Source organism: Mycobacterium sp. DBP42 (assembly GCF_005924235.1).
Taxonomy (GTDB): domain Bacteria; phylum Actinomycetota; class Actinomycetes; order Mycobacteriales; family Mycobacteriaceae; genus Mycobacterium; species Mycobacterium syngnathidarum.
On the sequence record NZ_VCMY01000031.1, the window covers coordinates 36663 to 62200 of the forward strand.

A 25538-nucleotide genomic window follows, 5' to 3' on the forward strand; every position below is an offset into this window, starting at 1 on the left:
CCAGCCAATTCCGTTAGCCTTGGGGAACAGATTGGCCAGTTGGGGGATTGCTATGGCAAACGATCTGAGAGTGGACCCGGGGGCGCTTCGAGCGGGGGCCACTAGCAGCGAGGTGATCGCTGCCGAATTGGGGGCGCCGCCTGCCCGCCCGGATGCCGGGAGTTACCCGAGCAGCACCGGTGTCGCGGCGATGGACGACGCGGTGATTACCGCGCGGGCCTCTCAGTCGGGTCGCGTCAGAACGCAGGCGGGATACCTGTCGGCGGCCGCACATCGATACGGCGCGGTCGATGAACAACACGCCGGAGGTCTGGCGGAGTTGATGTGAATGACGTACCAGCTGCCGGTCCGTTGGGTGGAGCGCTGACTCGCTCTCAGTTGGAGAGTTGGGACACAACGTACCTCGCGGACGCTGCCGCGCGCTGGCGGCAGTTGGCGGCCGAGTCCGAGGAACTGTTCGAGTGGCATCGGCAGAACGTGTGTGCACCCGGCGGGGCGGAATGGTCGGGTACCGCCAGTGAAGTCGCCGGCGAGCAGGTCAGTGCCGACGCAGCGGTGGTCCGCAAGCAGGGCGACATTCAGCGTGAAGCCTCCGAGATCGCCGAGAACGGATGCCGTGACATCCGGTTGGCTGTGGGCCAGGTGCTTGAGGCCATCACGGCTGCCGAGGAAGACGGGTTCCGGGTGTCCGAGAACCTCCGGGTGAGCGACACCCGACGCATCGATGTGAGCACAATGGCGGTGCGCTACACGGCGTCTCGCGAGCATGCCGAGGACATCCGCTGGCACTGCGAGCGGCTGATCCAGGCCGAGATCTATCTGGGTCAACGGCTCGAGGGCAAGGCCCTTGAGCTCGCCACCATCCGCTTCTCGGTGTGACGGGGCCCTACCGGCGTCGATACGCTCGCACTCGATCGTGACCGCGGAAACCCGAAGGGACAATCGTGAACCTAGTCCGCATGCTCGCGACGGCGTTCAGTGCCGTGGTCGTGGCCACTGTGATCGCCGGCTGCACCTCGTCCGACGGCACCGGGTCGCCCTCCACCACCGAGGGCGGCTCGATCACGGTGTTCGCCGCGGCCTCGCTGGAATCGGCGTTCACCGAGATCGGCGAGCAATTCGAGACCGACAACCCCGGCAGCTCGGTGGAGTTCTCGTTCGCGGGGTCCTCTGCCCTGGTCACCCAGCTCACTCAGGGCGCCGACGCCGACGTCTTCGCCTCGGCCGACGCCCGGAACATGGACAAGGCGGTGGCCGCGGGCCTCGTCGAGGGTGGCCCGGTCGACTTCGCCACCAACACGTTGACCATCGTCGTCGCACCGGGAAATCCCAAGGGCATCAAGTCCTTCGCCGATCTGGCCACACCGGGCCTCAACGTCGTGGTGTGCGCACCTGCCGTCCCGTGCGGTGGCGCGACCGAGAAGGTCGAGAAGGCCACCGGGGTGACGCTGGACCCGGTGAGTGAGGAGACCTCGGTCACCGACGTGCTGGGCAAGGTGACCAGCGGCCAGGCCGACGCCGGGCTGGTGTACGTCACCGACGCCGCCGGGGCCGGAGACAAGGTCACCAGTGTTGCCGTCCCCGAAGCCGCCCAGGCCGTCAACACCTATCCCATCGCCGTGCTGAAAGAGTCCGGCGACACGCAGTTGGCGCAGCGTTTCGTCGACCTGGTGACCGGTGCGGCGGGCCAAAAAGCACTCGCCAAGGCCGGATTCGCCAAGCCCTGACCGAGCCCGCGGCGGCGCCGTAGCCTGGGATCGTGGCCGATCTGACCGAGATCAGTGCCGACGACCTGGCGGCACTGGAATTCTTCGCCGGATGTCGGCCGTCCGTGCTGGCGCCGCTGACGGCCCTGCTGCGGCCGATGTCGGCAGCGCCCGGGCAGGTACTGATCCGGCAGGGCGATCCGGCCCTGACGTTCATGCTGATCGCCTCCGGGCGAACCCGGGCGGTCCACGCCGGGCCCGACGGGCAGTCCGTGGTGGCGGACCTGGAACCCGGCCTGATCATCGGTGAGATCGCGCTGCTGCGCGACACGGCGCGCACCGCCACGGTGACTGCCCTCGAACCGGTGTCCGGGTGGGTGGGTGACCGTGACGCGTTCGAGGTCATCCTGCATCTGCCGGGCATGTTCGACCGTCTGGTCCGCATCGCCCGCCAGCGGCTGGCCGGGTTCATCACGCCCATCCCGGTGCAGATGCGCAATGGCGACTGGCTCTACCTACGGCCCGTGCTGCCCGGCGACGTCGAGCGCACCTTGAACGGGCCGGTCGAGTTCTCCAGCGAGACGCTCTACCGGCGGTTCCAATCTGTGCGTAAGCCGACCAAGGCGCTGTTGGAGTATCTGTTCGAGGTCGACTATGCGGACCATTTCGTCTGGGTGATGACCGAGGGGGCGCTGGGGCCGGTCGTGGCCGACGCGCGCGTGGTCCGCGAGGGCCACGATGCGACCACGGCGGAGGTGGCGTTCACCGTCGGCGACGATTACCAGGGCCGCGGTATCGGTACCTTCCTGATGGACGCACTGGTGGTGGCGGCGAATTACCTTGGTATTCAACGTTTCACCGCACGGGTGCTCAGCGACAACTACGCCATGAGGCGCATCCTGGACCGGCTTGGGGCGGTGTGGGAGCGTGAAGATCTGGGCGTGGTGCTCACGAACGTCGCGGTGCCCCCTGTCGACACGCTGAGCCTGGAACCCGAATTGGCTGCGAAGATCCGGGATGCGACGCGTCAGGTGATCCGGGCGGTGAGCCAGTGAGTGTGCCTCCGGAGACCGCCCGTGGCCTAAGGCCACCACTGAACAAGGACACGCGGGTGTGCATATCGCTGGCCGCCCGGCCCAGCAACATCGGGACCCGTTTTCACAACTATCTCTATGACGAACTCGGCTTGGATTACCTCTACAAGGCTTTCACCACAACCGATATCGCTGCGGCGATCGGCGGCGTGCGGGCTCTGGGTATCCGCGGCTGCTCGGTATCCATGCCGTTCAAGAAGGACGTCATGGCCCTCGTCGACGAGATCGAACCGTCGGCGCTCGCGATCGACGCGGTCAACACGATCGTCAACGACTTGTCGACCCCCGGCGGCCACCTCGTCGCCTCCAACACCGACTACCTGGCGGTGCAACAACTCGTCGAACGGTTGGATCCGGGTGATGCGGTGCTGATCCGGGGCAGCGGCGGTATGGCCAAGGCGGTCGGGGCAGCCTTGCGGGACAAGGGATTTCTCCGGGGAACCGTTGTCGCGCGCAATGCCGGAGCCGGCCGGGTACTGGCCGAGAGACTCGGCTACGACTATGCGACCGAGGTGGGCACATTGACGGCACCGATCCTGGTCAACGTCACCCCGATCGGTATGGCCGGTGGGCCCGACGAGGACCGCAGCGCCTTCGAGCCGGCCACGATCGAGGCTGCGGCTGCAGTGCTCGATGTGGTGGCCGTGCCCGCCGAGACCCCAATGATCACCGCGGCCAGGGCCGCGGGCCTGCCGGTGATCACCGGCGCCGAGGTGATCGCGCTGCAGGCCGCAGAACAATTCGAGCGCTACACCGGTGTGCGGCCCACGCGTGAGCAAGTGGCCGCCGCGTCGGCCTTCTCGCGTCGGCCGGCTACGGCGTGATGACCGTCTGATCGTCGATGGCCGCGGTCGCGTCCATCAACGGGCCCATCTGTTCCTCGGTGCCATCGGCGTTCAACTGCAGCACGAACAGACCGTCGTCGGCGGGGATCACCACGGTTTTCTGAGCGATCAACCGGGTGGCGCCGTCTTTCACCCAGGTGCCGCCGATCTGATACGCGTCGAATCCGCTGAGTTCGTCGGCCGATCCGTCGCCCTGGTTCTGGTAGCCCGGCATGTTCCTGATCTCGTTCGGGGCGTATTCCAGGATCTTGGCCGGGTCAACGTCGCCGGTCAGCTTGGACATCAGCGCGATGATCGACGGTGGATCCGCGGCGAACGCCGGATCGGTGGACACGATTGCGCCCCAGGCCCATTCGGGTATCGACGAGCCCGCATCCGTCCATCCCTCGGGAATCGGCATGTCAAGGGTGGGTGTGCCCGGATCGCCGCGGTGTACCGGCGTTTCGGTGATGTTGTTGTCGCGGACGTAGTCGACGATCGTGTACTGGTGCCCTGCCGTCGGCGTGTCTGTTTCGGCCGCCGTGGTTTTCGTCGGCTCGGTACTTGTCTGGCTGCTGCCGGTCGGCTCGGTCGCGGTGCCCGACACCGTCTTGCCGCCGCAGCCGGTCAACATGACCCCGAGCGCGACGGCGGCGACGACGAGTCCACCGGCCCTCATTGACGTGCTCATCGGTCTCCCATCGGTTCAAACGCCCGGGTGAGGCGCAACTGAGTGGCACGATAAGCGCTCCGCCGGCCGATAGCTGGAAGAAGGCGCAGTCCGGCGCCGCGACTCTTGCGCAGTGAAATGTTCTGGCCGCTCGGGCGGGGCGGCCTCCGCCGTTGGCCGACTGTGGTATCAAAACGCCGTGCGCCCTTTCGCCGTCTCGGCGGTCCTGTTGACGTGCACCCTGGTCTGCGGGGTGGCGTGCGGGCCGCGGCCGGCGCCAGAATCGGTGCGGACATCGTCAGCCTCCCGGACCGCGGGCAGCTCCGTGACGGTCAACCCGGCACGCATCGAACGGGTACGTCAGGACCTGCCGCCCGGCTATGAGGTGGTGTCCATCGCGCCCGAAGCCACCCCGATATCGCTGTGGGGTTTCGGCCGGGACTGGACGGCCGACCCGGAGGAATGCGGGCAGCTGGCGGCCCGCGAAGTCGAGCCGACCCGGGGTTGGTCGGCCTCCGGGCCGGGCGGCATCGTGTACGCGGGCGTATCGAAGCTGGGCCCGGGTGTGCCCGCGGACCGCGATGACCCACCGTGTGAGCAGTGGAGTGTGTCGGGTGGCCATTCTGTCGGCACGGTCACCGCCGTCGCTGCTCCACCGATCGAGGATGCCGAAACCGCCGGCATGTCCACCGCCGTCGCCACGATCGTCGAAGGCGGCACCGAAACCCGATCCCACGCCGACACGTTCACCGCGGATCTCGCCGACGGCTATTACGTGTTCGTCAGCGTGGTCACCGACCCCGGCTCGCCGAATCCTCGGCTCGAGCCCGCGTTCGCCACCGGACTGCTGGTAAAAACTGTTTCGGCGTTACGCGGCTGAGTCGGCGGAGCCGGGTAAGTTGACGTGCGATGTGGAACCGCAACGTGTTACTCGCCTGCGCCGGCGTCCTCGCCTGCGCCACCGGATTGGTCGCTTGCGGTCAATCGGACCAGTCGGATTCCGCCCACGCGGACATCGCCAACGTCGCCAAGGTGCGCTCCACCTTCGGCCCGGAATTCAAGGTGACCGATGTGGCGCCCACCGGGATCGACCCGAAAATGCTGGCGCCGCACAAGATGCCGCCCGGGGTGAAGGTCGACCCTGCCGATTGTGCGAAATTCGCCGAAGGGCAGTCGTTTCCGGAGGGACTGAAAGGCAACATGGCCGCCACCACGGCCGAAGGCGCGGGCAACCGGTTCATCGTGCTGGCCGTGGAGACCTCCGAACCGGTCCCGGTGAACGACCCCGGTGATGCGTGCAAAAAGGTGAAGTTCCTGGGCCCCGCGGTCCGCGGGCAGGTGGACGTGGTCGAGGCACCGCAGATCGAGGGGGCGCGCACCACCGGGACACACCGCATCGTGCAGACCGTGATGGGCGGCCACGCGCGCACCGGTGAGTTGTACAACTACGTCGCCAGTTTCGACACATTCATGGTGATCGTCACCGCCAACCCCTTGGTGGAGCCGGGCAAGCCGGTGTCGCGGGTAGACGACAAGCGGGCTCGTGACCTGCTCAGCGCCGCGGTTGCCGACGTACGAGGCGCGTGAGCCTCAGCGCACGTCGTGCGGACGGAACTGGATGCTGATGCGCGGCCCGACCAGGCTGGTGGTCTTCGGTATCGAATGCTCCCAGGTGCGCTGGCACGATCCGCCCATCACCAACAGATCGCCGTGGCGGTGCTGCAGTCGCAGGGCATGACCGCCGCCGCGCGGGCGCAACGCGAAAACCCTTGTCGCCCCGAGCCCGACGATGGCCACCATGGTGTCCTCGGTGCGGCTGCGGCCGATGGTGTCGCCGTGCCAGGTGACGCTGTCATTGCCGTCGCGGTAGAGGCACAGCCCGGCGGTGGTGAACGGTTCTCCGAGCTCACCACCGAAGGTGTCGTTGAGCCTGCGTCGGATCTGTTTCAGGCGCGGGTGCGGCACCGGCTCGTTGATCAGGTGGTGAAAGCTGACCAGCCGCGGCACGGCCACCACCCGGTCATACATCTCACGTTCCTCGGACCGCCACGGGATCTCGTCCATCAACTCCTCGAACAGCGAGTCGGCATCGGGCAACCAGCCCGACCGCAGTTCCACCCAGGCGCCGTTGCCGAGTCGACGACGTTCAGCGTGCTCGAACAGTGAGCCTTGCAACGCCAGCTCCATGCGCGCGAGTGTATCGCACAGACGTTCGAGTGCGTTAGAGGCGGGAGGCGCCCGGCCCGCGTTCGGCGAGAACGTCGCCGGGGTTGGTCAGCTGGCAGGTCTTGAGGCTCAGGCAGCCGCAGCCGATGCATCCGGTCAGGTTGTCGCGCAGCCGTTGCAGGTGCAGGATGCGGTCGTCGAGGTCCTGACGCCAACCGGCCGAGAGCCTGGCCCAGTCCTTGCTGGTCGGAATCCGGTCGTCGGGCAGGCTGGACAGTGCTTCGCGGATGCGGGCCAGTGGTATGCCCAGGCGCTGCGACATCCGGATGAAGGCCACGCGGCGCAGTGTCTCGCGGGCGTAGCGTCGCTGGTTTCCTGAGGTGCGGCGACTGGCGATCAAGCCCTCGCGCTCGTAGAAGTGCAGTGCGGACACCGCCACGCCGCTGCGCAGCGACATCTCGCCAGGAGTTAACTCGTGCGTCTCCATACACCTCAACCATAGTTGAGTTAACGTCATGAGGTGGAGACTGCGGTGTTCGGTTCCAACTCTGAGGTCGGCACCCTGCGCGCCGTCATCCTGCACCGGCCCGGCCCGGAGTTGCAGCGGTTGACGCCCCGTAACAACGACGCCCTGCTCTTCGACGGGTTGCCGTGGGTGGCCAAGGCGCAACGTGAGCACGACGCGTTCGCGGATGTGTTGCGTTCCCGTGGCGTGGAGGTGTTGCTCCTGGCCGATCTGCTGACCGAGTCGCTGGCGCACAGTGGGGCCGCGCGAATGCACGGCATCTCGGCCGCCGTCGATGCGCGACGCCTGGGTGTGCCACTGGCCCACGAACTCTCGTCCTACCTGCGCACCCTGCCGCCGGTGGATCTGGCGCACATCCTGATGGCCGGGATGACCTTCAACGAGGTGCCGTTCCACGGAGCCGAACTGTCACTGGTACGCCTCATGCACCACGGCGGTGATTTCGTGATCGAGCCGCTGCCCAATCTGTTGTTCACCCGCGATTCGTCGTTCTGGATCGGCCCGCGGGTGGCCATCACCTCGCTCGCGCTGCCGGCCCGGGTCCGTGAGACCTCGCTGACCGACGTGATCTACGCTCACCATCCACGGTTTCTCGGCGTCCGGCGCGCCTACGAATCCCGTTCGGCGCCCGTCGAAGGCGGAGACGTGCTGCTGCTGGGGCCCGGGGTGGTGGCGGTCGGCGTGGGGGAGCGGACCACGCCGGCCGGAGCAGAGGCGTTGGCGCGCAGCCTGTTCGACGACGACCTGGCCCACACCGTGCTGGCGGTCCCGATCCGGCAGGAGCGCGCGCAGATGCACTTGGACACCGTGTGCACCATGGTCGACGTCGACGCGGTGGTGATGTATCCCAATATCGTGGACTCGTTGTCGGCGTTCACCATTCATCGCACCGAGGCCGGCATCCGGATCGACGACGAGGTGTCTTTCGTGGCGGCGGCTGCCGAGGCGATGGGCATCGAGCAGCTCCGGGTGATCGACACCGGGCTCGATCCGGTCACCGCTGAACGTGAGCAATGGGATGACGGCAACAACACCCTGGCCGTGGCGCCGGGTGTGGTGGTGGCTTATGAGCGCAACTCGGAAACCAATGCCCGGCTGGCTGATTCGGGTATCGAAGTGCTGCCGATCGAGGCCTCGGAGTTGGGTACGGGCCGTGGCGGGCCACGCTGTATGTCCTGCCCGGCGGCACGAGACTTGCTTTAGGGGTTCCTTGGCCGGCTGTATCGCCGGTTTCTACTCAAGGGTGGCTGGACTTCGCGAGTCACAGCCCAGCGGTAGAAATCGGCGTCAAGACCAGACGGCCTACCGCCACCTATCTCCAGCTGGGCAACCAGATCTCCAGATTCCAGGTGGACTGTGAAATCGGGATTCCCGTCAAGACCGGGTAGAGCCACGCGAAGTTCGCGATCACCAGCGCCACGTAGAAGCACACCACCAGCAGGCCCAGCGTTCGGCGTTCGGGATTCTGCTTGGGCTGGTACAGGATGTCGCCGAGGATCAGCGCGATCGTCAGCACCAGGAACGGCGCCATCACCGTGGCGTAGAAGAAGTACATCTGCCGGTCGATGTCGAAGAACCAGGGCAGGTAGCCAGCCGAGTAGCCGACCAACACCACGCCGTAGCGCCAGTCCCGGCGCACCACGGCGCGCCACAAGGCCCAGCCGAGCACGGGCACCGCGATGAACCACATCGCCGGAGTGCCCACCAACATCACGGCTTTCACACACGACTGGGTGCCGCAACCGGCCACATCGTGGTTGTCGATCGCGTAGAGCACCGGACGCAACGACATCGGCCACGTCCACGGCTTGGATTCCCACGGGTGGTGGTTGCCGTCGGCGTTGGTCAGCCCGGCGTGGAAACGGTAGGCGGCATAGGTGTAGTGCCACAGCGACCGCAGGGCGTCCGGCAGCGGGATGATGCTGTTCTCACCTATGGACTGGCCGACCTCGTGGCGGTCGACGCCGGTTTCGGAGGCGAACCACGGCGCGTACGACGCCAGGTACACCGCGAACGGAATGAACCCGAACACGTATGCGGCCGGCCCGAGGTCGCGGCGCAGCATGCCTCGCCATGGCCCGGGCACGTGGTACTGCTTGCGCGCGATCGCGTCGAGCACCAGCGCCATGACGCCGAAGAACGCCACGAAGTACAACCCCGACCACTTGGTGGCACAGGCCAGACCGAGCAGCACGCCCGCACCGAAGCGCCACCATCGCACGCCCAGCCGCGGACCCCACGGCGTCTCGGCGATGCGGCCCTCCATGAACGCGACGTGCATGCGCCGGCGGACGTCGTCGCGATCCACCATCAGACAGGCGAACGCCGCGACCACGAACATCACGAGGAACACGTCCAGCAGCGCCGTGCGGGCCGACACGAAACTGACGCCATCGGCGATCAGCAACAGCCCGGCGATACCGCCGACGAGGGTGGAGCGGCTGATCCGGCGCGCGATCCGCACCACCAGCAGCACGGTCACCACACCGCACAGCGCCCCGGAGAACCGCCAGCCCAGTCCGTTGTAGCCGAACAACGCCTCGCCGATCGAGATCAGTTGCTTGCCCACCGGCGGATGCACCACGAGGCCGTAGCCCGGATTGTCCTCGACACCGTGGTTGTGCAGCATCTGCCAGGCCTGCGGCGCGTAGTGCTTCTCGTCGAAGACCGGCGTGCCGGCATCGGTCGGCGAACCCAGGTTCAGGAACCGGCTTATCGCTGCCAACGCGGTGATGATGGCCGTCATCAGCCAGCCCTGCAGCCGGTCCGTCGGCCCGAATTCGGGGGCCGGGATCAGCGGCGCGGGGCTGATCAACGGGACCGAGCGACCAGCCGTGGGCGATTCGGTGGCGGTGGCGGTCACGCAAGCGATCGTAGGCTGTCGGTCGTGACACCCGGCAAACTACTGATCGGCGCCACGCCGCTGGGCCTGCCCTCCGATGCCTCTGCGCGCCTCATCACGGCACTGCAGACGGCCGACATCATCGCGGCCGAAGACACCCGGCGTGTGCGGGCGCTGGCCCAAGCGCTCGGTGTGCAGCCGGCGGGCAGGATCATGAGCTTCTTCGACCAGAACGAGGCGGGCCGCGTGCCCGGCCTGGTGGACGAGATCGCGGCGGGTGCGACGGTGCTCGTGGTCAGCGACGCCGGGATGCCGTTGATCAACGATCCGGGCTACCGCCTGGTGGCGGCCTGCATAGAAGCAGGGTGGCCGATCAGCTGTCTGCCGGGCCCGAGCGCGGTGACGACGGCGCTGGCGGTCTCCGGACTGGCCTCGGACCGGTTCTGTTTCGAGGGCTTCGCGCCGCGTAAGCACGGCGCGCGGCTGGCCTGGCTGCAGACCCTGACTGCCGAACCGCGCACCACCGTGTTCTTCGAATCCCCGCGCCGGCTGGCCGAGACCCTGCGTGATGCCGTAGACGTGTTGGGGCCGGCGCGGCGCGCCGTGGTGTGCCGTGAGCTGACCAAGACCCACGAGGAGATCCGTCGCGGCAGCCTGGCCGAGCTCGCCGAGTGGGCCGCCGACGGCGTGCTGGGGGAGATCACCGTGGTGTTGGCCGGGGGCACCCCGACCGTCGAACTGCCTGCGCTGGTGGCCGAGGTCGAGGAACTGGTGGCCGACGGGGCCCGGGTCAAGGACGCCTGTGCGCAGGTGATCGCGGCGAATCCGGGAGCGCCGTCCCGGCGCGAGCTCTACGACGCCGTGCTGCGGGCCAGACCTACGCGGTGAGCGGCCAGTTGGACGTCGCGATCAGTTCACCACGGTCCAGTGCCGCTGCCCGATGCACGTGGACGGCCGCGTACTCCTCGCTGGTCACCATCTCGAGAAACGCGGCGGGCGTCGGATACTCGACGATGAGAATCACGTCCCACCAGGGTTTGGCTTCTTCGCCGAGCAGCACCGCAGGCATGGATCCGCCATAGCGGACCTTCGCGCCGGCGCGTTCCAGGAGCGGGGCGACCCCGGCGCCGTACTGCAAATAGCTGTCGAGTCCGTCGGGCTCCTTGAATTTGAGCAGGTTCACCATCAGGACCGGCGCATCGGCCGGGAAATCATTGAGTGCGCCGGGAATATCGGGGAGTTCGGTCATACCTGATTGGCTACCACAGTCGGGGCTCGGACAATGCTTGCGGCCTTGTGCAGACACTCTTCCCATTCCGCGTCGACGTCGGAATCGGCGGTGATGCCGCCACCCACGCCGAGCACCGCCGACCCGTCGGGACCGAACTCAACGGTGCGGATCGCCACGTTGAGCTCGCAGCCCGCCACTGGTGATGCGAAACCGACTGTGCCGCAATAGATACCTCGTCGTGCCGGTTCCCACTGGCGCAGCAGTTGCCGGGCCCGGCGTTTGGGAGTGCCGGTCACCGACGCCGGTGGGAAGGTGGCTTCGAGCAGTGCGCTCGTCGGCACGTGCGCGGGAACCTCGGCGGTGACGGTCGAGACCAGGTGCCAGACCCCGGGCGCCGGATGTACCGCGAGCAGTTCGGGCACCGTCACGCTACCGGTGGTCGCCACTCGTCCCAGATCGTTGCGCACCAGGTCGACGATCATGACGTTCTCGGCGACATCCTTGACCGAGGCCGGCAGGGCGGCGGGATCGGCCGAGGAAGGCAGTGTGCCCTTGATGGGGCTGGAGGTGACCGTGCTGCCCGCCCGGCGCAGGAACAGCTCCGGTGACAGCGAGGCCACCGCGCCCCAGTCCCCGGCCACATACGCCGCGCGCGCCGGCGCGGTCCGGGCCACCGCCTCGGTGAAGAAATCGATCGGTCCTCCGGCGATGTGGCCGGTGAATCTGGTGCACACACAGGCCTGGTACACCTCACCGGCCGCGATGGCCTCCAGGCAGGAGGACACGCCACGGCGATGATCGCCGCGATCGGGGGCTGTCCAACTGAGGCTGTAGGGATGTGGCTCAGTCGGCTGCAGGTTCCGCAACCAGTCGGGAAGTGCTGCGCCACTGAGGCTTTCGAACCACCACAGACCGTCGGCGGCTTGGCGCAGCACGCAGTCCGACCAGCCGCCCGCAGCTACCGGGATGCGCGGGGGAGTGCCGTCGGCGCCGGGGTCCGGGTAACTGAGGTAGCCGAACCAGCCGCCACCCACACACCCCGGCGGTCCCGAGGTGTCCTGGGGCACTTCGAAGCAGGCGTCCGGCGCGGCCGGGGCCACCGACACCGACGGCGCGATCACCGCCCGCGAGCCGAACCAGTCGCCGATCACCGCGGCCGGCGGCGGCTGCCCCGCGGCCCGGGCGGCCGCGGCGACACCGCGCAGCACCGCCGGGGCGTCGCCCAGCGCGCCGAGCCGCTCGATCCGCATGCAGCTAGCTTGCTTCCTCCCGCGAGCAGACGCAAAATCGCACTATTCCAGGCGAAATAGTGCGATTCTGTGTCTGCTCGGCGGGAAGCGTCAGCGGCTGATCACCCGCGGGACGTCGATGCCGGTCAGCTTGTCCGGATTGCGCATCGCGTAGAAGTGGGTGATCTTGCCGTCGATGACCTCGACGGTGAAAACCCCTTCCATCCCCGCGTCGCTGCGGATCATCACCGCGGGCTCGCCGTTGCACGTGATGCGTTCAAAGGTCAGCCCCGGAATCCGCTCACCCGCACGGAACAGGCCGACGAGCATCGCCGCGACCTTCTGTGCGCCCACGACAGGCCGCCGTGCCGCGGTGGCCTTTCCGCCGCTGTCAGCGGTGTACACGGCATCGGGCGCCAGCAAGGCCAGCAGCCCGTCGATGTCGCCGGTGGCTGCCGCGGTCAGGAATTCCTCGGTGACCCGGTTGGACTCTTCGAGGTCGACGGGTTCGAACCGCTTGCGCCTGGACTGCACGTGCTCGCGGGCCCGGTGCGCCATCTGCCGGACGGCAGACGCGGATTTGTCGATGGCCGAGGCGATCTCGTCGTGGCTGAAACCGAACACCTCACGCAGTACGAAGACGGCGCGTTCGTCGGGGGTCAGGGTCTCCAGCACCACCAGCATGGCCATTGAAACCGATTCGGCCAGAACCACATCCGTTGAAGGGTCGCGCGGGTCGATATTGTCGGCCGTCAACAACAGCGGTTCGGGCAGCCATGGCCCCACGTACTCCTCGCGCCGCCGGGACTGGGCCCGCAGAGCGTTGAGCGACTGGCGGGTGACGAGCTGGGCCAGAAACGCCTTGGTGTCGCGGACGGTGTCCAGATCCACCTCGGCCCAGCGCAGGTAACTCTCCTGCAGCACGTCATCGGATTCCGTTGCCGTCCCGATGATCTCGTACGCGATGGTGAACAACAACGGTCGCAGGAGGGTGAACCGTTCGGCGTGTTCGGTCGAGTTCGAGTGCGAGTTACCCGCGCCGGTGGTGTTCATCGGTTCCCCTTGCTCCTCGCGTCCGCACCGACCGTGGTGTCCAGCTGTGCCTCGGCAAGCTGACGCGCCCGGTTGTCGCTCTTGAACCAGAAGTACGATCCCGGCTTCACACCTTCCTTGCGCAGGAACGTCAGCGTGGCCCGGCAGACCTGCTCCTTGACGAAGGCGCCCGTGCGCCCGCCGATGAACGCACGGCGCGGGCTGTCATCCGAGTGGCACAGCTGCACTGTCCCGGCATTCCGGCCGACGCTCACGCACTGACCGGCGAAGGCCTGGTTGATCATCTCGGGCTCGGCGCCCGCGATGCGGGCCAGCACGGTGTTGGCGGCCTGGACACCCAACGGGCCCGCCGACTGGCAGCTCATCCGCAGCGGTACCCCCGAGGGTGAGGCCGCGTCGCCGGCGGCCACGATGCGCGCGTCGTCGATGCTCGTCAATGTCTCGTCGGTGAGCAGGCGCCCAAGTTCATCGGTGCGCAGCCCGCTCGCGGCGGCCAGCCCGGGGACCCCGAATCCGGTGGTCCACACCGTCAGCGCGCTGGGCAACCGGTTACCGTCGGCCAGGGTGATCGCGTCGGCCCCGACCCCGGACACCAGGATCTCGGGTCCGTCGATGATCGAGACACCGAGCTTGGTCAGGGCCTTGACGATCGAGCGACGGGCGCCCGCGCCCACCGAGGCGCCCACCACATCGGTGACGAGGGTGACCTGACGGCCCGCCTCGGCGAGCTCTGCGGCCGCCTCGATTCCCGTCAGGCCACCGCCGACCACGACCACCGGTGCTGACATCGGCACGTCCTGCAGCCGGGCGCGCAGCCGCTGGGCCTGTTCCAGTTCTGAAAGCGGGTAAGCGAATTCGGCGGCACCAGGCACCGAGGCGGGCACGCCGGCAGTGCTGCCCACGGCGTACACCAGGTAGTCGTAGTCGAGCACCTCGCCGGAGATCATCTGCACCTGACGGATGTCGGCGTCGATGTGATCGGCACCGTCGACCAGCAACCGCACCCCGGGGCCGAGCAATGTGTCGTAGGCCGCGGTGGCGTCGTGGTTGCCGACTGCCAGTTGGTGCAGCCGGATCCGCTCGACGAACTCGGGCCGCGGATTGACCAGCGTGACAGCCACTCCCGGTGTGCCCTGCAGGCGGTTGGCCGCCAGCACCCCGGCGTAACCTCCGCCGATCACGACCACTCGGGTGTTCTGCGCAGTTGTTTCGGTCATCGGAGCTTCTCCTGTTCTCGAAGGCTTATGCCCTCAAGACACCGCGCCGTCCGAGTTTGTGACAGGCACCGAGGTTATGTGAGACACATCACCCGGTGGCCTGCTACACCAGGCCCAGTGCCAGCATGGCGTCGGCCACCCGGATGAAACCGGCGATGTTGGCGCCGGCCACGTAATTGCCCGGCTGCCCGTACTCGTCGGCGGTGGCCAGGCAGCGGTCGTGGATACGCCGCATGATCTCGGCCAACCGCGCCTCGGTGTCGTCGAAGTTCCACGAGTCCCGCGACGCGTTCTGCTGCATCTCCAGGGCGCTTGTGGCCACCCCGCCGGCGTTGGCGGCCTTCCCAGGGGCGAACTTCACCCCGGACTCCTCGAAGAACTTCACCGCCTCGGGAGTGCAGGGCATGTTGGCGCCCTCGGCCACGATCTGGCAGCCGGACTTGATCAGCGTGGCCGCGTCGGCGCCGGAGACCTCGTTCTGGGTGGCGCAGGGCAGCGCGATGTCACACGGCACCTCCCACACACTGCGGCCCGTCACCACCTCGGTCGCGCCGCCGCGGGCCTCGGCATAGTCCGCGACACGGCCCCGGCGCAGTTCCTTGACCTCTTTGAGCAGGTCGAGGTCGATGCCCTTGTCGTCACGCACGTAGCCGCTGGAGTCCGAGCAGGCCACCACGGTGCCGCCGAGCGCGTGCACCTTCTCGATCGCGTAGATCGCCACGTTGCCCGAACCGGACACCACGACCTGCTTGCCGTCGAAGGACTGTCCGCTCGACCGCAGGATCTCGTCGACGAAGAACACCGTGCCGTAGCCGGTGGCTTCGGTGCGGACCTGCGATCCGCCCCAGGTCAGGCCCTTGCCGGTGAGCACACCGGACTCGTAGCGGTTGGTGATCCGCTTGTATTGGCCGAACAGGTAACCGATTTCGCGCATGCCGACCCCGATGTCACCGGCCGGGACATCGGTGTACTCGCCGATGTGGCGGTAGAGCTCGGTCATGAAGGACTGGCAGAACCGCATGATCTCGGCATCGGAGCGGCCCTTGGGGTCGAAGTCCGAACCACCCTTGCCGCCGCCGATCGGCAGACCGGTCAGCGAGTTCTTGAAGATCTGTTCGAAGCCGAGGAACTTCACGATGCCGAGGTAGACCGAAGGGTGGAACCGCAACCCGCCCTTGAACGGTCCCAGGGCGGAATTGAACTCGACGCGGAAGCCTCGGCTGATCTGTGAGGCACCGGAATCGTCCTGCCACGGCACCCGGAAGATGATCTGACGCTCAGGCTCGCACAGCCGGCGGATGATGGCGCCGTCGGCGTACTCGGGATGCTTGGCGACGACCGGCCCGAGGCTGGTCAGCACCTCGTAGACGGCCTGGTGGAACTCTTTCTCGCCGGCGTTGCGCTGTCCCACCTCCTCATAGATCGCCTGCAGTTTCTCGTGTAGTCCAGCCATCTCAGTCCATCTGGTAGCGGGGGAAAACCCCCGTCGGAGCGGGCAGTTCGGTACCGGGCTTGATCCGCGTACCGATCGAGTCAAAGTCGCGTGCGTCGGTCGGCTGGCCCAGCAGGTCGAGCAGTTTGGCCGTCGAGTCCGGCATCACCGGCTGTGTGAGCAGCGTTGCGATCCGCACCACTTCGAGCGTCGTGTACAGCACCGTACCGAACCGCTGCTGGTCGGCCGGATCCTCGGACTTGCGCAGCACCCATGGCTCCTGGGCGGAGAAGTAGCGGTTCGCCGCGCCCAGCACCGACCAGATCGCTTCCAGCGCAAGGTGCATCGCCGGCACGTCGTAATGCGCGCGCACCTGCTCCAGTAGGCCATCGGCGGCGTCGAGCAGCGCGGTGTCGTCGTCGGTGAACGATCCGGGATCGGGTACCACGCCGTCGAGGTTCTTGGCCACCATCGACAGTGAGCGTTGCGCCAGGTTGCCCAGCTCGTTGGCCAGGTCGGCGTTGATCCGGCCGATGATGGCTTCCTCGCTGTAGCTACCGTCCTGGCCGAAGGACACCTCGCGCAGGAAGAAGTAGCGCACCTGATCGAGGCCGAAGGTGTCCACGAGCGCGATCGGATCGACGACATTGCCGACCGACTTGCTCATCTTCTCGCCCTTGACATTGATGAAGCCGTGCGCGAAAACCCGTTCGGGGAGCGCGATCCCGGCCGACATCAGGAACGCCGGCCAGTACACGGTGTGGAACCGGATGATGTCCTTGCCGATCATGTGGAGCTTCGCGGGCCAGTACTTGCCGAAGGACTCCGACTCCACATCCGGAAATCCCACGCCGGTCAGGTAGTTGGTCAACGCGTCCACCCACACGTACATCACGTGGTCGGGGTGGTCGGGGACCGGCACGCCCCAGTCGAACGTGGTCCGCGAGATCGACAGATCCTTCAACCCGCCCGAGACGAAGCTGACGACCTCATTGCGGCGCACATCGGGTCCGATGAACTCGGGGTGGGCCTGGTAGTGGGCCAGCAGGCGCTCGGCGTAGGCCGACAACCGGAAGAAGTAGGTCTGCTCCTCGGTCCAGGTGACCGGGGTGCCCGTCTCGATCGCCGTGCGCGTGCCGTCGGGGCCTTCGGTGGTCTCGTCCTCGGCGAAGAAGCGCTCGTCGCGCACCGAGTACCAGCCCGAGTACGTGCCCAGGTAGATGTCTCCGGCCTCGTTCATCGCGCGCCAGATCTGCTTGGACGCCTCATAGTGGTCGGCGTCGGAGGTGCGGATGAATCGGTCGAAGGAGATGTTGAGCTTCTCCTGCAGCCGTTGGAACACATCGGAGTTGCGATGGGCCAGCTCGGCCACGGAGATGCCCTCGGCGGCGGCCGTCTCGGCCATCTTCTGTCCGTGGACGTCGGTACCGGTCAGGTAGCGCACATCGAAGCCGTCGAGACGCTTGAACCGGGCGATCGCATCGGTGGCGATGTACTCGTAGGCGTGCCCGATGTGCGGCGCACCGTTGGGATAGGCGATGGCCGTAGTTATGTAGAAAGGCTCACTCATTTGGTCCCACCTTATGGTGTTGCGGTGGGTTCGAAACGCTCAGCCAGGGAGAAGCCGCCAGCCCCCGAGCCGTTGGGTCCGCTGGTCGATGCACACACCCATCTGGACGCCTGCGGTGCGCAGACCGCTGAGGATGTCCGCGCGATCATGGACCGCGCGGCCGCCGTCGGGGTGGGCCAGGCGGTCACCATCGCCGACGATCTGGATTCGGCTCGCTGGGTGACCAGGGCCGTCGACGCTGATGAGCGGGTTTTCGGGGCGGTGGCGCTGCATCCGACCCGGGCCAACGTGCTCGACGACGCGGCCAGGGCCGAGCTGGAGCGGTTGGCCGTCCATCCGCGGGTGGTGGCGGTCGGTGAGACCGGGATGGACCTGTACTGGCCCGGCCGGCTGGACGGCTGCGCGACGCCGGACGAGCAGCGCGAGGGGTTCGCATGGCACATCGACCTGGCCAAGCGCACCGGCAAGCCGTTGATGATCCACAATCGCGATGCCGATGCGGAGGTTCTCGACGTGCTGCGCGCCGAAGGAGCCCCCGAGATAGTGATCTTCCACTGTTTTTCGTCGGGACCGGAGATGGCCCACACCTGTGTCGAGGCGGGCTGGGTGCTCAGCCTTTCGGGCACCGTGAGTTTCAAGAATGCGGCTGACCTGCGTGAAGCCGCTCGGTTGATCCCGCCGGGTCAGTTGTTGGTCGAGACCGACGCACCGTTTCTGACCCCGCACCCGTTCCGCGGGGCGCCGAACGAGCCGTACTGCCTGCCATACACTGTGCGGGCACTCGCAGAGTTGCTGGACCGACCCGCCGAAGAGGTCGCGTCCGAGACCGCAGCCACTGCGGCGCGGGTGTACGGACTTAACGGGAGCGGCCTGGCGTAGTTGCCGGGTGTGGGCCTTTTCGTTACCGTCTTGTGATCAAAGCTCAACCGCCGGCGGTGAACTATGCCGTCCGAGCCGAAAAGCGGGTATATGGAAGCGCTCAACAAAATTCATGAATCGCGATCACCGCTGCTACGAGGCGTGGTGGGAGCCCTGTTGGTCACGCTCACCGCGGCCGGGGGTTATGCCGTCGGATCGCACAAGACCGTCACGCTGAGCGTGGACGGCGCGCCGATGACCGTGACGACCATGAAGTCCCGGGTGATCGACGTGGTCCAGGAGAACGGATTTTCCGTAGGCGATCGCGATGATCTTTATCCGGCCGCCGACGAGTCCGTGCACCAGTCCGACACCATCGTTCTGCGGCGCAGCCGGCCGCTGGAATTGTCGTTGGACGGCAATGACAGCAAGCAGGTGTGGACCACCGCCTCGACCGTGGACGAGGCCCTGGCGCAGCTGAAGATGACCGACAAGGCGCCGGCCGCGGCGTCCCGCGGCAGCAGGGTGCCGTTGGGCGGTATGGCACTGCCCGTGGTGAGCGCCAAGACGGTGCGAATCGACGACGGCGGCAATGCGCGGACCGTGCACCTGGCGGCCCCGAACGTGGCCGGTCTGCTTGCCGCCGCGGGGGCGCCGCTGGAACAGAACGACACCGTGGTCCCGGCGGCATCGACGCCGGTCACCGAGGGTATGCAAGTGCAGGTGACCCGCATGCGCATCGAGAAGGTCACCGAGCGGGTGCCGTTGGCTCCCGGCAACAAGCGCATCGAAGACCCCGAGCTGAACATGAGCCGCAAGGTCGTCGAGGACCCCGGCGCCCCGGGCACCCAGGACGTGACCTATGCGGTGGCCAAGGTGAACGGTGTGGAGACCGGCAGGCTGCCAGTAGCCAATGTCGTGATCGAGCCGGCGCGCGATGGTGTGCTGCGGGTCGGAGCAAAGCCCGGCACCGAAGTTCCGCCGGTTACCAACGGAGCCCAGTGGGACTCGCTCGCACAGTGCGAAGCGGGAGGTAACTGGGCGATTAACACGGGCAACGGGTTCTACGGCGGCGTCCAATTCGACCAAAACACCTGGGAGCGACAGGGTGGTCTGCGGTATGCTCCGAGGGCCGATCTGGCGACTAGAGAAGAGCAGATTGCGATTGCTACGGTGACGCAGGCCCGGCAGGGATGGGGAGCTTGGCCGGTGTGTAGTGGGAGGATTGGGGCGCGCTGACTATTCGACTGCTCGGGCGGACCGAGATACGACGCTTGGCGAAAGAAATCGACTTTCGGCCACGCAAGGCCTTTGGCCAGAACTTCGTGCATGATGCCAACACTGTCCGGCGCATCGTGTCGGCTTCCGGTATCCACCGGAGCGACCATGTGCTGGAGGTCGGACCGGGTCTGGGGTCACTGACCCTGCCCCTGTTGGACCGTGGCGCCAGGGTGACCGCTGTGGAGATCGACCCGGTGCTGGCCAAGCAATTGCCGGCCACCATCGCCGATCACTCGCACAGCGAGATCAACCGGCTCACCGTCATCAACCAGGACATCCTGACGCTGATGCCGTCTGATCTGACCGATCAGCCGACCGCGCTCGTGGCCAACCTGCCGTACAACGTGGCGGTGCCCGCGCTGCTGCATCTGTTGGCCGAGTTCCCGTCGATCCGGACGGTGATGGTCATGGTGCAGGCCGAGGTGGCCGAGCGGCTGGCGGCCGAACCCGGCGGCAAGGACTACGGCGTGCCCAGTGCCAAGGTGCGTTTCTACGGAAACGTGCGCAGGCACGGGATGGTGTCGCCGACGGTGTTCTGGCCGATTCCGCGGGTGTATTCCGGGCTGGTCCGCATCGACCGGTACGAGACATCGCCGTGGCCCACGGACGTCGAGTTCCGCGATGAGGTGTTCAAGCTCATCGACATCGGGTTCGCGCAGCGGCGCAAGACCTCGCGCAACGCGTTCGCCGACTGGGCGGGCTCGGGTAACGAGTCGGCCGAGCGGCTGCTGGCTGCCAGCATCGACCCGTCGCGCCGTGGTGAGACACTCAGCATCGCCGATTTCGTCCGGCTACTGCAGCGGGCCAAGGAAGCCGAGGGTGAGGCCGCGGCCGAGGTTGAGGCGGCGCGCTAACCGGCCACACTGATGTGGTGAACGTGAAGAAGATCGCGAGATTGTCGACCAATCTCGCGATCTTCTTCACGTTCGGGGCTGGACCGCCTCGCGGAGCTGCCTGACGAACTCGGAACACGAGTCGTGGCGCCGGCCTGGCTCCTTGGCCATGGCCTTGGCGACGATCGAGTCTGCTGTGCGTGGAATCCAATTGCAGCGCTGCGATATTCGTGGCGGACGGCTGTACAGCTGCTGGTCGATCAGGGCCAGCGCGGTGTCTGCGGTGAACGGCGGCGAACCCGTGAGAAGTTCCACCGTCGTGCAAGCCAGCGCGTACTGGTCGGTGGCCGCCGACGGCGTCCGCCCGACGAGCAGTTCGGGCGCCGAATAGGCCAGTGACGCTTGGATGTTCGGGTGCGGCTGGGAAGTCTGACGGGTGATTCGACGGGCCGGGTCGAGGCTCATCCGGGGGGACCGGTCGTGGGCGAGGCGGGCGGCGACGTCCTGAGCCATTGAGTGTGCGACGCCGAAATCGACCAGTACTGCCCGCGAAAATGGTTCATCGACAAGGATATTGGCGGGTTTGACATCGCAGTGCACGATCCCGCGACGGTGGGCGAAATCCAGTGCCCCCGCGATCTGGGTCAGTGCGGTGAGCCGCTCGGGGATCCCGGGCAAGCCGTTCACCGTGCTGTCGAGCAGCTCCATCGCCAACCAGCCTGGGCCGGCGGCATACACCGTGACGATGTTGGGGTGGACGAGTCGACGGGCCAAGTCGAACTCGCGCTGTAGCCGGGCCAGTTGAGCCGGTTGGCGAAGCTGATCGTCGAGAACCTTGAGCGCGACGGTGTCCCCGTCGGGGTCGCAGGCCGAGTAGACGGTGGCGGATCCGCCGGTCCCCACGACTTTCACCGCGGTGTAGCCCGCGACGACCACCTCGGGTGAGGGCACCGTCTCAGCTTAAGTTCACCGACAACCACGGGGTGGCGGCGATAGTGTCGTGGCCGTGTCAGCATCCGACGGCAGTATCGCCTCCGAGTGGGTCCCCACCGGCTCCGTCACCGTGCGCGTCCCCGGCAAGGTGAACCTGTATCTGGCCGTCGGCGATGTGCGCGACGACGGCTACCACGACCTCACCACGGTGTTCCATGCCGTTTCGCTGCTGGACGAGGTGACGGTGCGCAATGCCGACATGCTGTCGCTGACGGTCGAGGGTGAGGGCGTGGAGTCGGTGCCCGCCGACGAGCGCAACCTGGCCTGGCGTGCGGCCGAGCTGCTGGCCGAGCACGTGGGCCGGGCGCCGGACGTGGCGATCAGCATCGACAAGTCGATCCCGGTGGCCGGTGGCATGGCCGGCGGCAGTGCCGATGCTGCCGCGGTGCTGGTGGCGATGAACACGTTGTGGGAGCTCGGCGTGCCCCGGCGTGATCTGCATGCGCTGGCCGCGCGGCTGGGCAGCGATGTCCCGTTCGCGCTGCACGGCGGCACGGCGCTGGGCACCGGCCGCGGTGAGGAGCTCGCCACGGTCCTGGCCCGCAATACCTTCCACTGGGTGCTGGCGTTCGCACACAAGGGGTTGTCCACCCCGAAGGTGTTCGGTGAGCTGGATCGGCTGCGTGCGGACACCTCGACCGGAGGCCCGCCGCGGGTCGAAGAACCTGAACCCGTGGTCGCGGCGCTGGCCTCCGGCGATCCGGCCGAACTGGCCGCGCTGTTGGGCAATGACCTGCAGGCGGCCGCGCTGAGCTTGTATCCGGACCTGCGCCGGACCTTGCGTGCCGGGGTGGACGCGGGCGCGCTGGCCGGCATCGTGTCCGGCTCGGGCCCGACGTGCGCGTTCCTGTGTCCGTCGTCGACGTCGGCGGTGGACGTGGGCGCGGAGCTGGCCGGGGCGGGTGTGTGCCGGACTGTGCGGGTGGCCAGCGGACCTGTGAGCGGTGCCCGGGTCGTGCCGGAACCGTCGAGCTCAGCCTGAGAAAGAGGCCGGACTGGCGTTGTCCGCGGTTTTCGACGGCGGGCCGGCGTGAGGGGAGAAATGTGACGCAGGCCTCAATTGACGTGAGGGTTTGGCCAGTTACTTAAGGGTCTCTTAAGATGATCGGCGGTGAATGCTAGCGATGTGGCATCGGATGCGACTTATGCGCCCGCCGCCGGTCACGGTGGGCGGTCGCGGAGCTGTATCCCCGGTACCGGGGCATCACCTATTCGAGACATAACTGCTCCCCAATCGTGTGCGCGCGCCTACCCAAAAGCAGCGCACACCGGGCGGAGCATGGATAACCGGGCAACTGCACCTGGCGCACTGTCGCCGGTGCCCGCGCCGCGGAAGCCAAGGAGGTCGTCGTGAGCAGATTCACCGAGAAGATGTTCCGCAACGCTCGTGAGAGCAAGCGCGGCATGGTGACTGGCGAGCCGCACGAGCCGGTGCGCCACACCTGGGGTGAGGTTCACGAACGGGCCCGGCGTATCGCGGGCGGCCTGGCTGCCGCCGGAATCGGCCACGGAGACGCCGTCGGCGTGCTGGCCGGCTTCCCGGTGGAGATCGCGCCGACGGCGCAGGGCGTGTGGATGCGGGGCGCGAGCCTGACCATGCTGCACCAGCCGACCCCGCGCACGGACCTGGCGGTGTGGGCCGAAGACACGATGAACGTGATCGGCATGATCGAGGCCGACGCCGTCATCGTCTCCGAGCCGTTCCTGGTGGCCATCCCGGTGCTCGAAGAAAAAGGGGTCAAGGTCCTTACCGTCGCCGATCTGCTGGCATCTGACCCGGTCGATCCGGTCGAGACCGGCGAGGACGACCTGGCGCTGATGCAGTTGACGTCCGGTTCGACCGGCTCGCCCAAGGCCGTCCAGATCACCCACCGCAACATCCATTCCAATGCCGAGGCGATGTTCATCGGTGCGGAGTACGACGTCGACAAGGACGTCATGGTGAGCTGGCTGCCCTGCTTCCACGACATGGGCATGGTCGGCTTCCTGACCATCCCGATGTACTTCGGCGCCGAGCTCGTCAAGGTCACGCCGATGGACTTCCTACGCGACACCCTGCTGTGGGCCAAGCTCATCACCAAGTACAAGGGCACCATGACCGCGGCGCCCAACTTCGCCTACGCACTGTTCGCCAAGCGGTTGCGCCGTCAGGCCAACCCGGGCGAGTACGACCTGTCCACGCTGCGGTTCGCGCTCTCGGGTGCCGAGCCCGTGGAGCCGGCCGACGTCGAGGACCTGCTCGACGCGGGCAAGCCCTTCGGTCTTCCGGAGTCGGCGATCCTGCCGGCCTACGGCATGGCCGAGACCTGCCTGGCGGTGTCATTCTCGCCGTGCAACGCCGGCCTGGTGGTCGACGAGGTCGACGCCGACCTGCTGGCTGCATTGCGCCGCGCCGTGCCCGCCACCAAGGGCAACACCAAGCGGCTGGCCTCCCTCGGTCCGCTCCTGCAGGATCTCGAGGCGCGCGTCGTCGACGAGCACGGCGACGTGATGCCCGCCCGCGGCGTCGGCGTCATCGAGTTGCGCGGCGAATCTCTGACTCCTGGCTACATCACCATGGGCGGATTCCTGCCGGCCCAGGACGAACACGGCTGGTACGACACCGGCGATCTGGGCTACATCACCGAAGAGGGCAACATCATCGTGTGTGGTCGCGTCAAGGACGTGATCATCATGGCCGGGCGCAACATTTACCCGACCGACATCGAGCGTGCGGCCGGCCGCGTCGAGGGCGTGCGCCCCGGCTGTGCCGTCGCGGTGCGGCTTGATGCCGGACACTCGCGTGAGACCTTCGCCGTCGCGGTGGAATCCAATGCTTGGCAGGACCCGGCCGAGGTGCGCCGGATCGAACATCAGGTGGCTCACGAGGTGGTTTCCGAGGTCGATATGCGTCCGCGCAATGTCGTGGTGCTCGGGCCCGGGAGTATCCCGAAGACCCCGTCGGGCAAGCTGCGTCGCGCCAACTCGGTCTCCCTGGTCACCTAGTCTTTGCGCCGCGAGCGGCGTGTCCGCTCCGCGACACGCCGCTCGCGGGCAGCACTTTGGGTAATCTCGCGGGATTTCGGCGCGCTTTTCGTCTGGGTTTCCATTGTTGTAAGCAAATGCGATGAGAGCACGTCAATTTGCCCATCGTCGACGTGAATTTGCGTATTCTGACGCGGAAACCACTTTGACGAGAGGACCAGCATGGTCAATTCCCGATGGGTTTCGGCGATTCTTGGCGCAGGTGTTATTGCTGCCGGGATTTCCGCGGGCACCGCGTGGGCAGGCGGGCCTGGGGGCTATGTCGAAGACCCCGAAGACATCTTTGCGGCAGTGGGTACGGGCGAATTCATCGACACGCTCGGCGGTTTCACCGCGACCGGTGACACCAGTGAAGAGGCCTCTGCGGCGGTGATCGCGGCGTGCCAGAACGCCGGTGGCGTCGAATGTACGGCTGACGAGGTGACCAACGACAACCTCTGCATCGTGTCGGTCGCCAGCCCGAGCAACCATGCGGTGGCCGGCGGCGCCGGGGCCACTGTGGAGGCTGCGCGCCAGGACGCGTTCAATCGAGCGGCGGCGAACAACACTCCGCTGGATGCGGATTCGCCCGTTGTCGTATCGGCCTGCCCCTGATGAGCGAGCGGAAGCCGGCGCGTTCAGCGCATGACCATTCTGGTATCGCGGTCGTAGCCCGGAAAGGGAAGGACATGATGACAGGTCGCGGCAAGTTCGCTTTCGTGATGGCGGGATTGGCGGCAGCCTCGGTTATTTCGGCGCCCGTGGCGTCGGCTCGACCGACCTGCCAGGACACCGCCACCAAGACGATCTGTTCGACCAACGGCAGCACCTCGATCAAGGTCAGGCCAGGCACCACTGCGCCGCCGGCCAACATCCCGGTGTTCCCGTGGCTGGGTATGCCCGGGGGTCGTCGCTAGTCATTTCGCCGAGTCGGAATCGAACATCCGCGGGCGGGCGTGTCTTTCGTGACGCGCCCGCCCGCGGTGGTTTGTGGCGCCGCTACGCAGGGC

General features: G+C 67.1%; 27 protein-coding genes. 16 read left to right on the forward strand and 11 right to left on the reverse strand.

What is annotated here, in order from left to right:
• The first annotated feature begins 52 nt into the window (after positions 1 to 52).
• The 5 genes from E0T84_RS23015 to E0T84_RS23035 all read left to right on the forward strand — a co-directional run bounded on the left by E0T84_RS23015 (position 53) and on the right by E0T84_RS23035 (position 3624).
• On the forward strand, positions 53 to 328 hold the full coding sequence (locus E0T84_RS23015) for a hypothetical protein (protein WP_070184850.1): 276 nt from the start codon (positions 53 to 55) through the stop codon (positions 326 to 328).
• Positions 325 to 879, forward strand: a complete 555-nt coding sequence (locus E0T84_RS23020) for a hypothetical protein (RefSeq protein WP_070184849.1) — start codon at positions 325 to 327, stop codon at positions 877 to 879. The genes E0T84_RS23015 and E0T84_RS23020 overlap by 4 nt, the downstream gene beginning before the upstream one ends.
• Before the next feature lie 80 nt (positions 880 to 959).
• A complete protein-coding gene (modA, locus tag E0T84_RS23025) occupies positions 960 to 1727 on the forward strand; it encodes a molybdate ABC transporter substrate-binding protein (RefSeq protein WP_138745677.1) in 768 nt (255 codons plus the stop codon).
• 32 nt (positions 1728 to 1759) lie between these two features.
• Positions 1760 to 2761, forward strand: a complete 1002-nt coding sequence (locus E0T84_RS23030) for a GNAT family N-acetyltransferase (protein WP_070944556.1) — start codon at positions 1760 to 1762, stop codon at positions 2759 to 2761.
• Positions 2758 to 3624: a shikimate 5-dehydrogenase gene (locus E0T84_RS23035; RefSeq protein ID WP_249383722.1), complete on the forward strand. Its 867-nt coding sequence runs from the start codon at positions 2758 to 2760 to the stop codon at positions 3622 to 3624. The genes E0T84_RS23030 and E0T84_RS23035 overlap by 4 nt, the downstream gene beginning before the upstream one ends.
• Here E0T84_RS23035 and E0T84_RS23040 read toward each other — a convergent pair.
• Entirely contained in the window at positions 3614 to 4315 is a 702-nt protein-coding gene (locus E0T84_RS23040) for an LpqN/LpqT family lipoprotein (protein WP_070944558.1), read from the reverse strand. The genes E0T84_RS23035 and E0T84_RS23040 overlap by 11 nt on opposite strands.
• A gap of 178 nt (positions 4316 to 4493) precedes the next feature.
• Between E0T84_RS23040 and E0T84_RS23045 the strand changes: the two genes are divergently transcribed.
• Together E0T84_RS23045 and E0T84_RS23050 are read left to right on the forward strand one after the other, a co-directional pair.
• Positions 4494 to 5174: a DUF5642 family protein gene (locus E0T84_RS23045; RefSeq protein WP_138745657.1), complete on the forward strand. Its 681-nt coding sequence runs from the start codon at positions 4494 to 4496 to the stop codon at positions 5172 to 5174.
• A gap of 29 nt (positions 5175 to 5203) precedes the next feature.
• Complete coding sequence (locus E0T84_RS23050) at positions 5204 to 5881, forward strand: DUF5642 family protein (RefSeq protein ID WP_138745658.1); 678 nt, start codon at positions 5204 to 5206, stop codon at positions 5879 to 5881.
• Positions 5882 to 5884: 3 nt separating this feature from the next.
• Here E0T84_RS23050 and E0T84_RS23055 read toward each other — a convergent pair whose 3' ends face one another.
• On the reverse strand, positions 5885 to 6481 hold the full coding sequence (locus tag E0T84_RS23055) for an alpha-ketoglutarate-dependent dioxygenase AlkB (protein ID WP_138745659.1): 597 nt from the start codon (positions 6479 to 6481) through the stop codon (positions 5885 to 5887).
• 34 nt (positions 6482 to 6515) lie between these two features.
• Complete coding sequence (soxR, locus tag E0T84_RS23060) at positions 6516 to 6947, reverse strand: redox-sensitive transcriptional activator SoxR (protein ID WP_070944560.1); 432 nt, start codon at positions 6945 to 6947, stop codon at positions 6516 to 6518.
• 45 nt (positions 6948 to 6992) lie between these two features.
• Between soxR and arcA the strand changes: the two genes are divergently transcribed.
• Entirely contained in the window at positions 6993 to 8189 is a 1197-nt protein-coding gene (gene arcA / locus E0T84_RS23065; RefSeq protein WP_171055148.1) for an arginine deiminase, read from the forward strand.
• Between the two features lie 109 nt (positions 8190 to 8298).
• Here the strand turns inward: arcA and E0T84_RS23070 are convergent, their stop codons facing one another.
• Positions 8299 to 9849 carry a dolichyl-phosphate-mannose--protein mannosyltransferase gene (locus tag E0T84_RS23070; RefSeq protein ID WP_138745661.1) on the reverse strand — a complete coding sequence of 517 codons (1551 nt, stop codon included), beginning with the start codon at positions 9847 to 9849 and terminating at the stop codon, positions 8299 to 8301.
• Between the two features lie 24 nt (positions 9850 to 9873).
• Between E0T84_RS23070 and rsmI the strand changes: the two genes are divergently transcribed.
• The gene (rsmI, locus tag E0T84_RS23075) at positions 9874 to 10716 is read left to right on the forward strand and encodes a 16S rRNA (cytidine(1402)-2'-O)-methyltransferase (RefSeq protein ID WP_138745662.1); all 843 of its coding nucleotides are present in this window, start codon (positions 9874 to 9876) and stop codon (positions 10714 to 10716) included.
• Here the strand turns inward: rsmI and E0T84_RS23080 are convergent.
• The 6 genes from E0T84_RS23080 to metG all read right to left on the reverse strand — a co-directional run bounded on the left by E0T84_RS23080 (position 10706) and on the right by metG (position 17560).
• Positions 10706 to 11077 (reverse strand): DUF1330 domain-containing protein, encoded by a 372-nt coding sequence (locus tag E0T84_RS23080; protein WP_138745663.1) that lies wholly within the window; start codon positions 11075 to 11077, stop codon positions 10706 to 10708. The two genes, rsmI and E0T84_RS23080, sit on opposite strands and share 11 nt — an antisense overlap.
• Positions 11074 to 12309, reverse strand: coding sequence for an aminodeoxychorismate synthase component I (locus E0T84_RS23085; RefSeq protein ID WP_138745664.1), 1236 nt, complete (start codon positions 12307 to 12309; stop codon positions 11074 to 11076). Before E0T84_RS23085 ends, E0T84_RS23080 begins: the two co-directional genes overlap by 4 nt.
• 90 nt (positions 12310 to 12399) lie before the next feature.
• Complete coding sequence (locus tag E0T84_RS23090) at positions 12400 to 13341, reverse strand: RNA polymerase sigma-70 factor (protein ID WP_138745665.1); 942 nt, start codon at positions 13339 to 13341, stop codon at positions 12400 to 12402.
• The gene (locus E0T84_RS23095; RefSeq protein ID WP_138745666.1) at positions 13338 to 14558 is read right to left on the reverse strand and encodes an NAD(P)/FAD-dependent oxidoreductase; all 1221 of its coding nucleotides are present in this window, start codon (positions 14556 to 14558) and stop codon (positions 13338 to 13340) included. The genes E0T84_RS23090 and E0T84_RS23095 overlap by 4 nt, the downstream gene beginning before the upstream one ends.
• A 103-nt stretch (positions 14559 to 14661) precedes the next feature.
• Positions 14662 to 16011 carry an NADP-specific glutamate dehydrogenase gene (gdhA, locus tag E0T84_RS23100; protein ID WP_138745667.1) on the reverse strand — a complete coding sequence of 450 codons (1350 nt, stop codon included), beginning with the start codon at positions 16009 to 16011 and terminating at the stop codon, positions 14662 to 14664.
• Position 16012: 1 nt separating this feature from the next.
• On the reverse strand, positions 16013 to 17560 hold the full coding sequence (gene metG / locus E0T84_RS23105; RefSeq protein ID WP_138745668.1) for a methionine--tRNA ligase: 1548 nt from the start codon (positions 17558 to 17560) through the stop codon (positions 16013 to 16015).
• 24 nt (positions 17561 to 17584) lie between these two features.
• Here metG and E0T84_RS23110 point away from each other — a divergent pair, with 24 nt between their 5' ends.
• From E0T84_RS23110 to rsmA, 3 genes are all read left to right on the forward strand, one after another.
• On the forward strand, positions 17585 to 18439 hold the full coding sequence (locus tag E0T84_RS23110) for a TatD family hydrolase (protein WP_070184833.1): 855 nt from the start codon (positions 17585 to 17587) through the stop codon (positions 18437 to 18439).
• A 90-nt stretch (positions 18440 to 18529) separates the two neighbouring features.
• Positions 18530 to 19657, forward strand: coding sequence for a resuscitation-promoting factor (locus tag E0T84_RS23115; RefSeq protein WP_070944571.1), 1128 nt, complete (start codon positions 18530 to 18532; stop codon positions 19655 to 19657).
• Positions 19654 to 20553, forward strand: coding sequence for a 16S rRNA (adenine(1518)-N(6)/adenine(1519)-N(6))-dimethyltransferase RsmA (rsmA, locus tag E0T84_RS23120; protein ID WP_070184831.1), 900 nt, complete (start codon positions 19654 to 19656; stop codon positions 20551 to 20553). Before E0T84_RS23115 ends, rsmA begins: the two co-directional genes overlap by 4 nt.
• Positions 20554 to 20619: 66 nt before the next feature.
• Here the strand turns inward: rsmA and E0T84_RS23125 are convergent, their stop codons facing one another.
• Positions 20620 to 21483, reverse strand: a complete 864-nt coding sequence (locus E0T84_RS23125) for a serine/threonine-protein kinase (protein WP_138745669.1) — start codon at positions 21481 to 21483, stop codon at positions 20620 to 20622.
• A 55-nt stretch (positions 21484 to 21538) separates the two neighbouring features.
• On the opposite strand from E0T84_RS23125, the gene E0T84_RS23130 reads away from it, so the two are divergent.
• The 4 genes from E0T84_RS23130 to E0T84_RS23145 all read left to right on the forward strand — a co-directional run bounded on the left by E0T84_RS23130 (position 21539) and on the right by E0T84_RS23145 (position 25445).
• Positions 21539 to 22507: a 4-(cytidine 5'-diphospho)-2-C-methyl-D-erythritol kinase gene (locus tag E0T84_RS23130; RefSeq protein WP_200806072.1), complete on the forward strand. Its 969-nt coding sequence runs from the start codon at positions 21539 to 21541 to the stop codon at positions 22505 to 22507.
• Between the two features lie 368 nt (positions 22508 to 22875).
• Complete coding sequence (locus E0T84_RS23135) at positions 22876 to 24510, forward strand: fatty acyl-AMP ligase (protein WP_138745670.1); 1635 nt, start codon at positions 22876 to 22878, stop codon at positions 24508 to 24510.
• 201 nt (positions 24511 to 24711) lie between these two features.
• The gene (locus E0T84_RS23140) at positions 24712 to 25143 is read left to right on the forward strand and encodes a DUF4189 domain-containing protein (protein ID WP_070944573.1); all 432 of its coding nucleotides are present in this window, start codon (positions 24712 to 24714) and stop codon (positions 25141 to 25143) included.
• Positions 25144 to 25217: 74 nt separating this feature from the next.
• Positions 25218 to 25445, forward strand: a complete 228-nt coding sequence (locus E0T84_RS23145) for a hypothetical protein (RefSeq protein ID WP_234998152.1) — start codon at positions 25218 to 25220, stop codon at positions 25443 to 25445.
• Positions 25446 to 25538 lie beyond the last annotated feature (93 nt).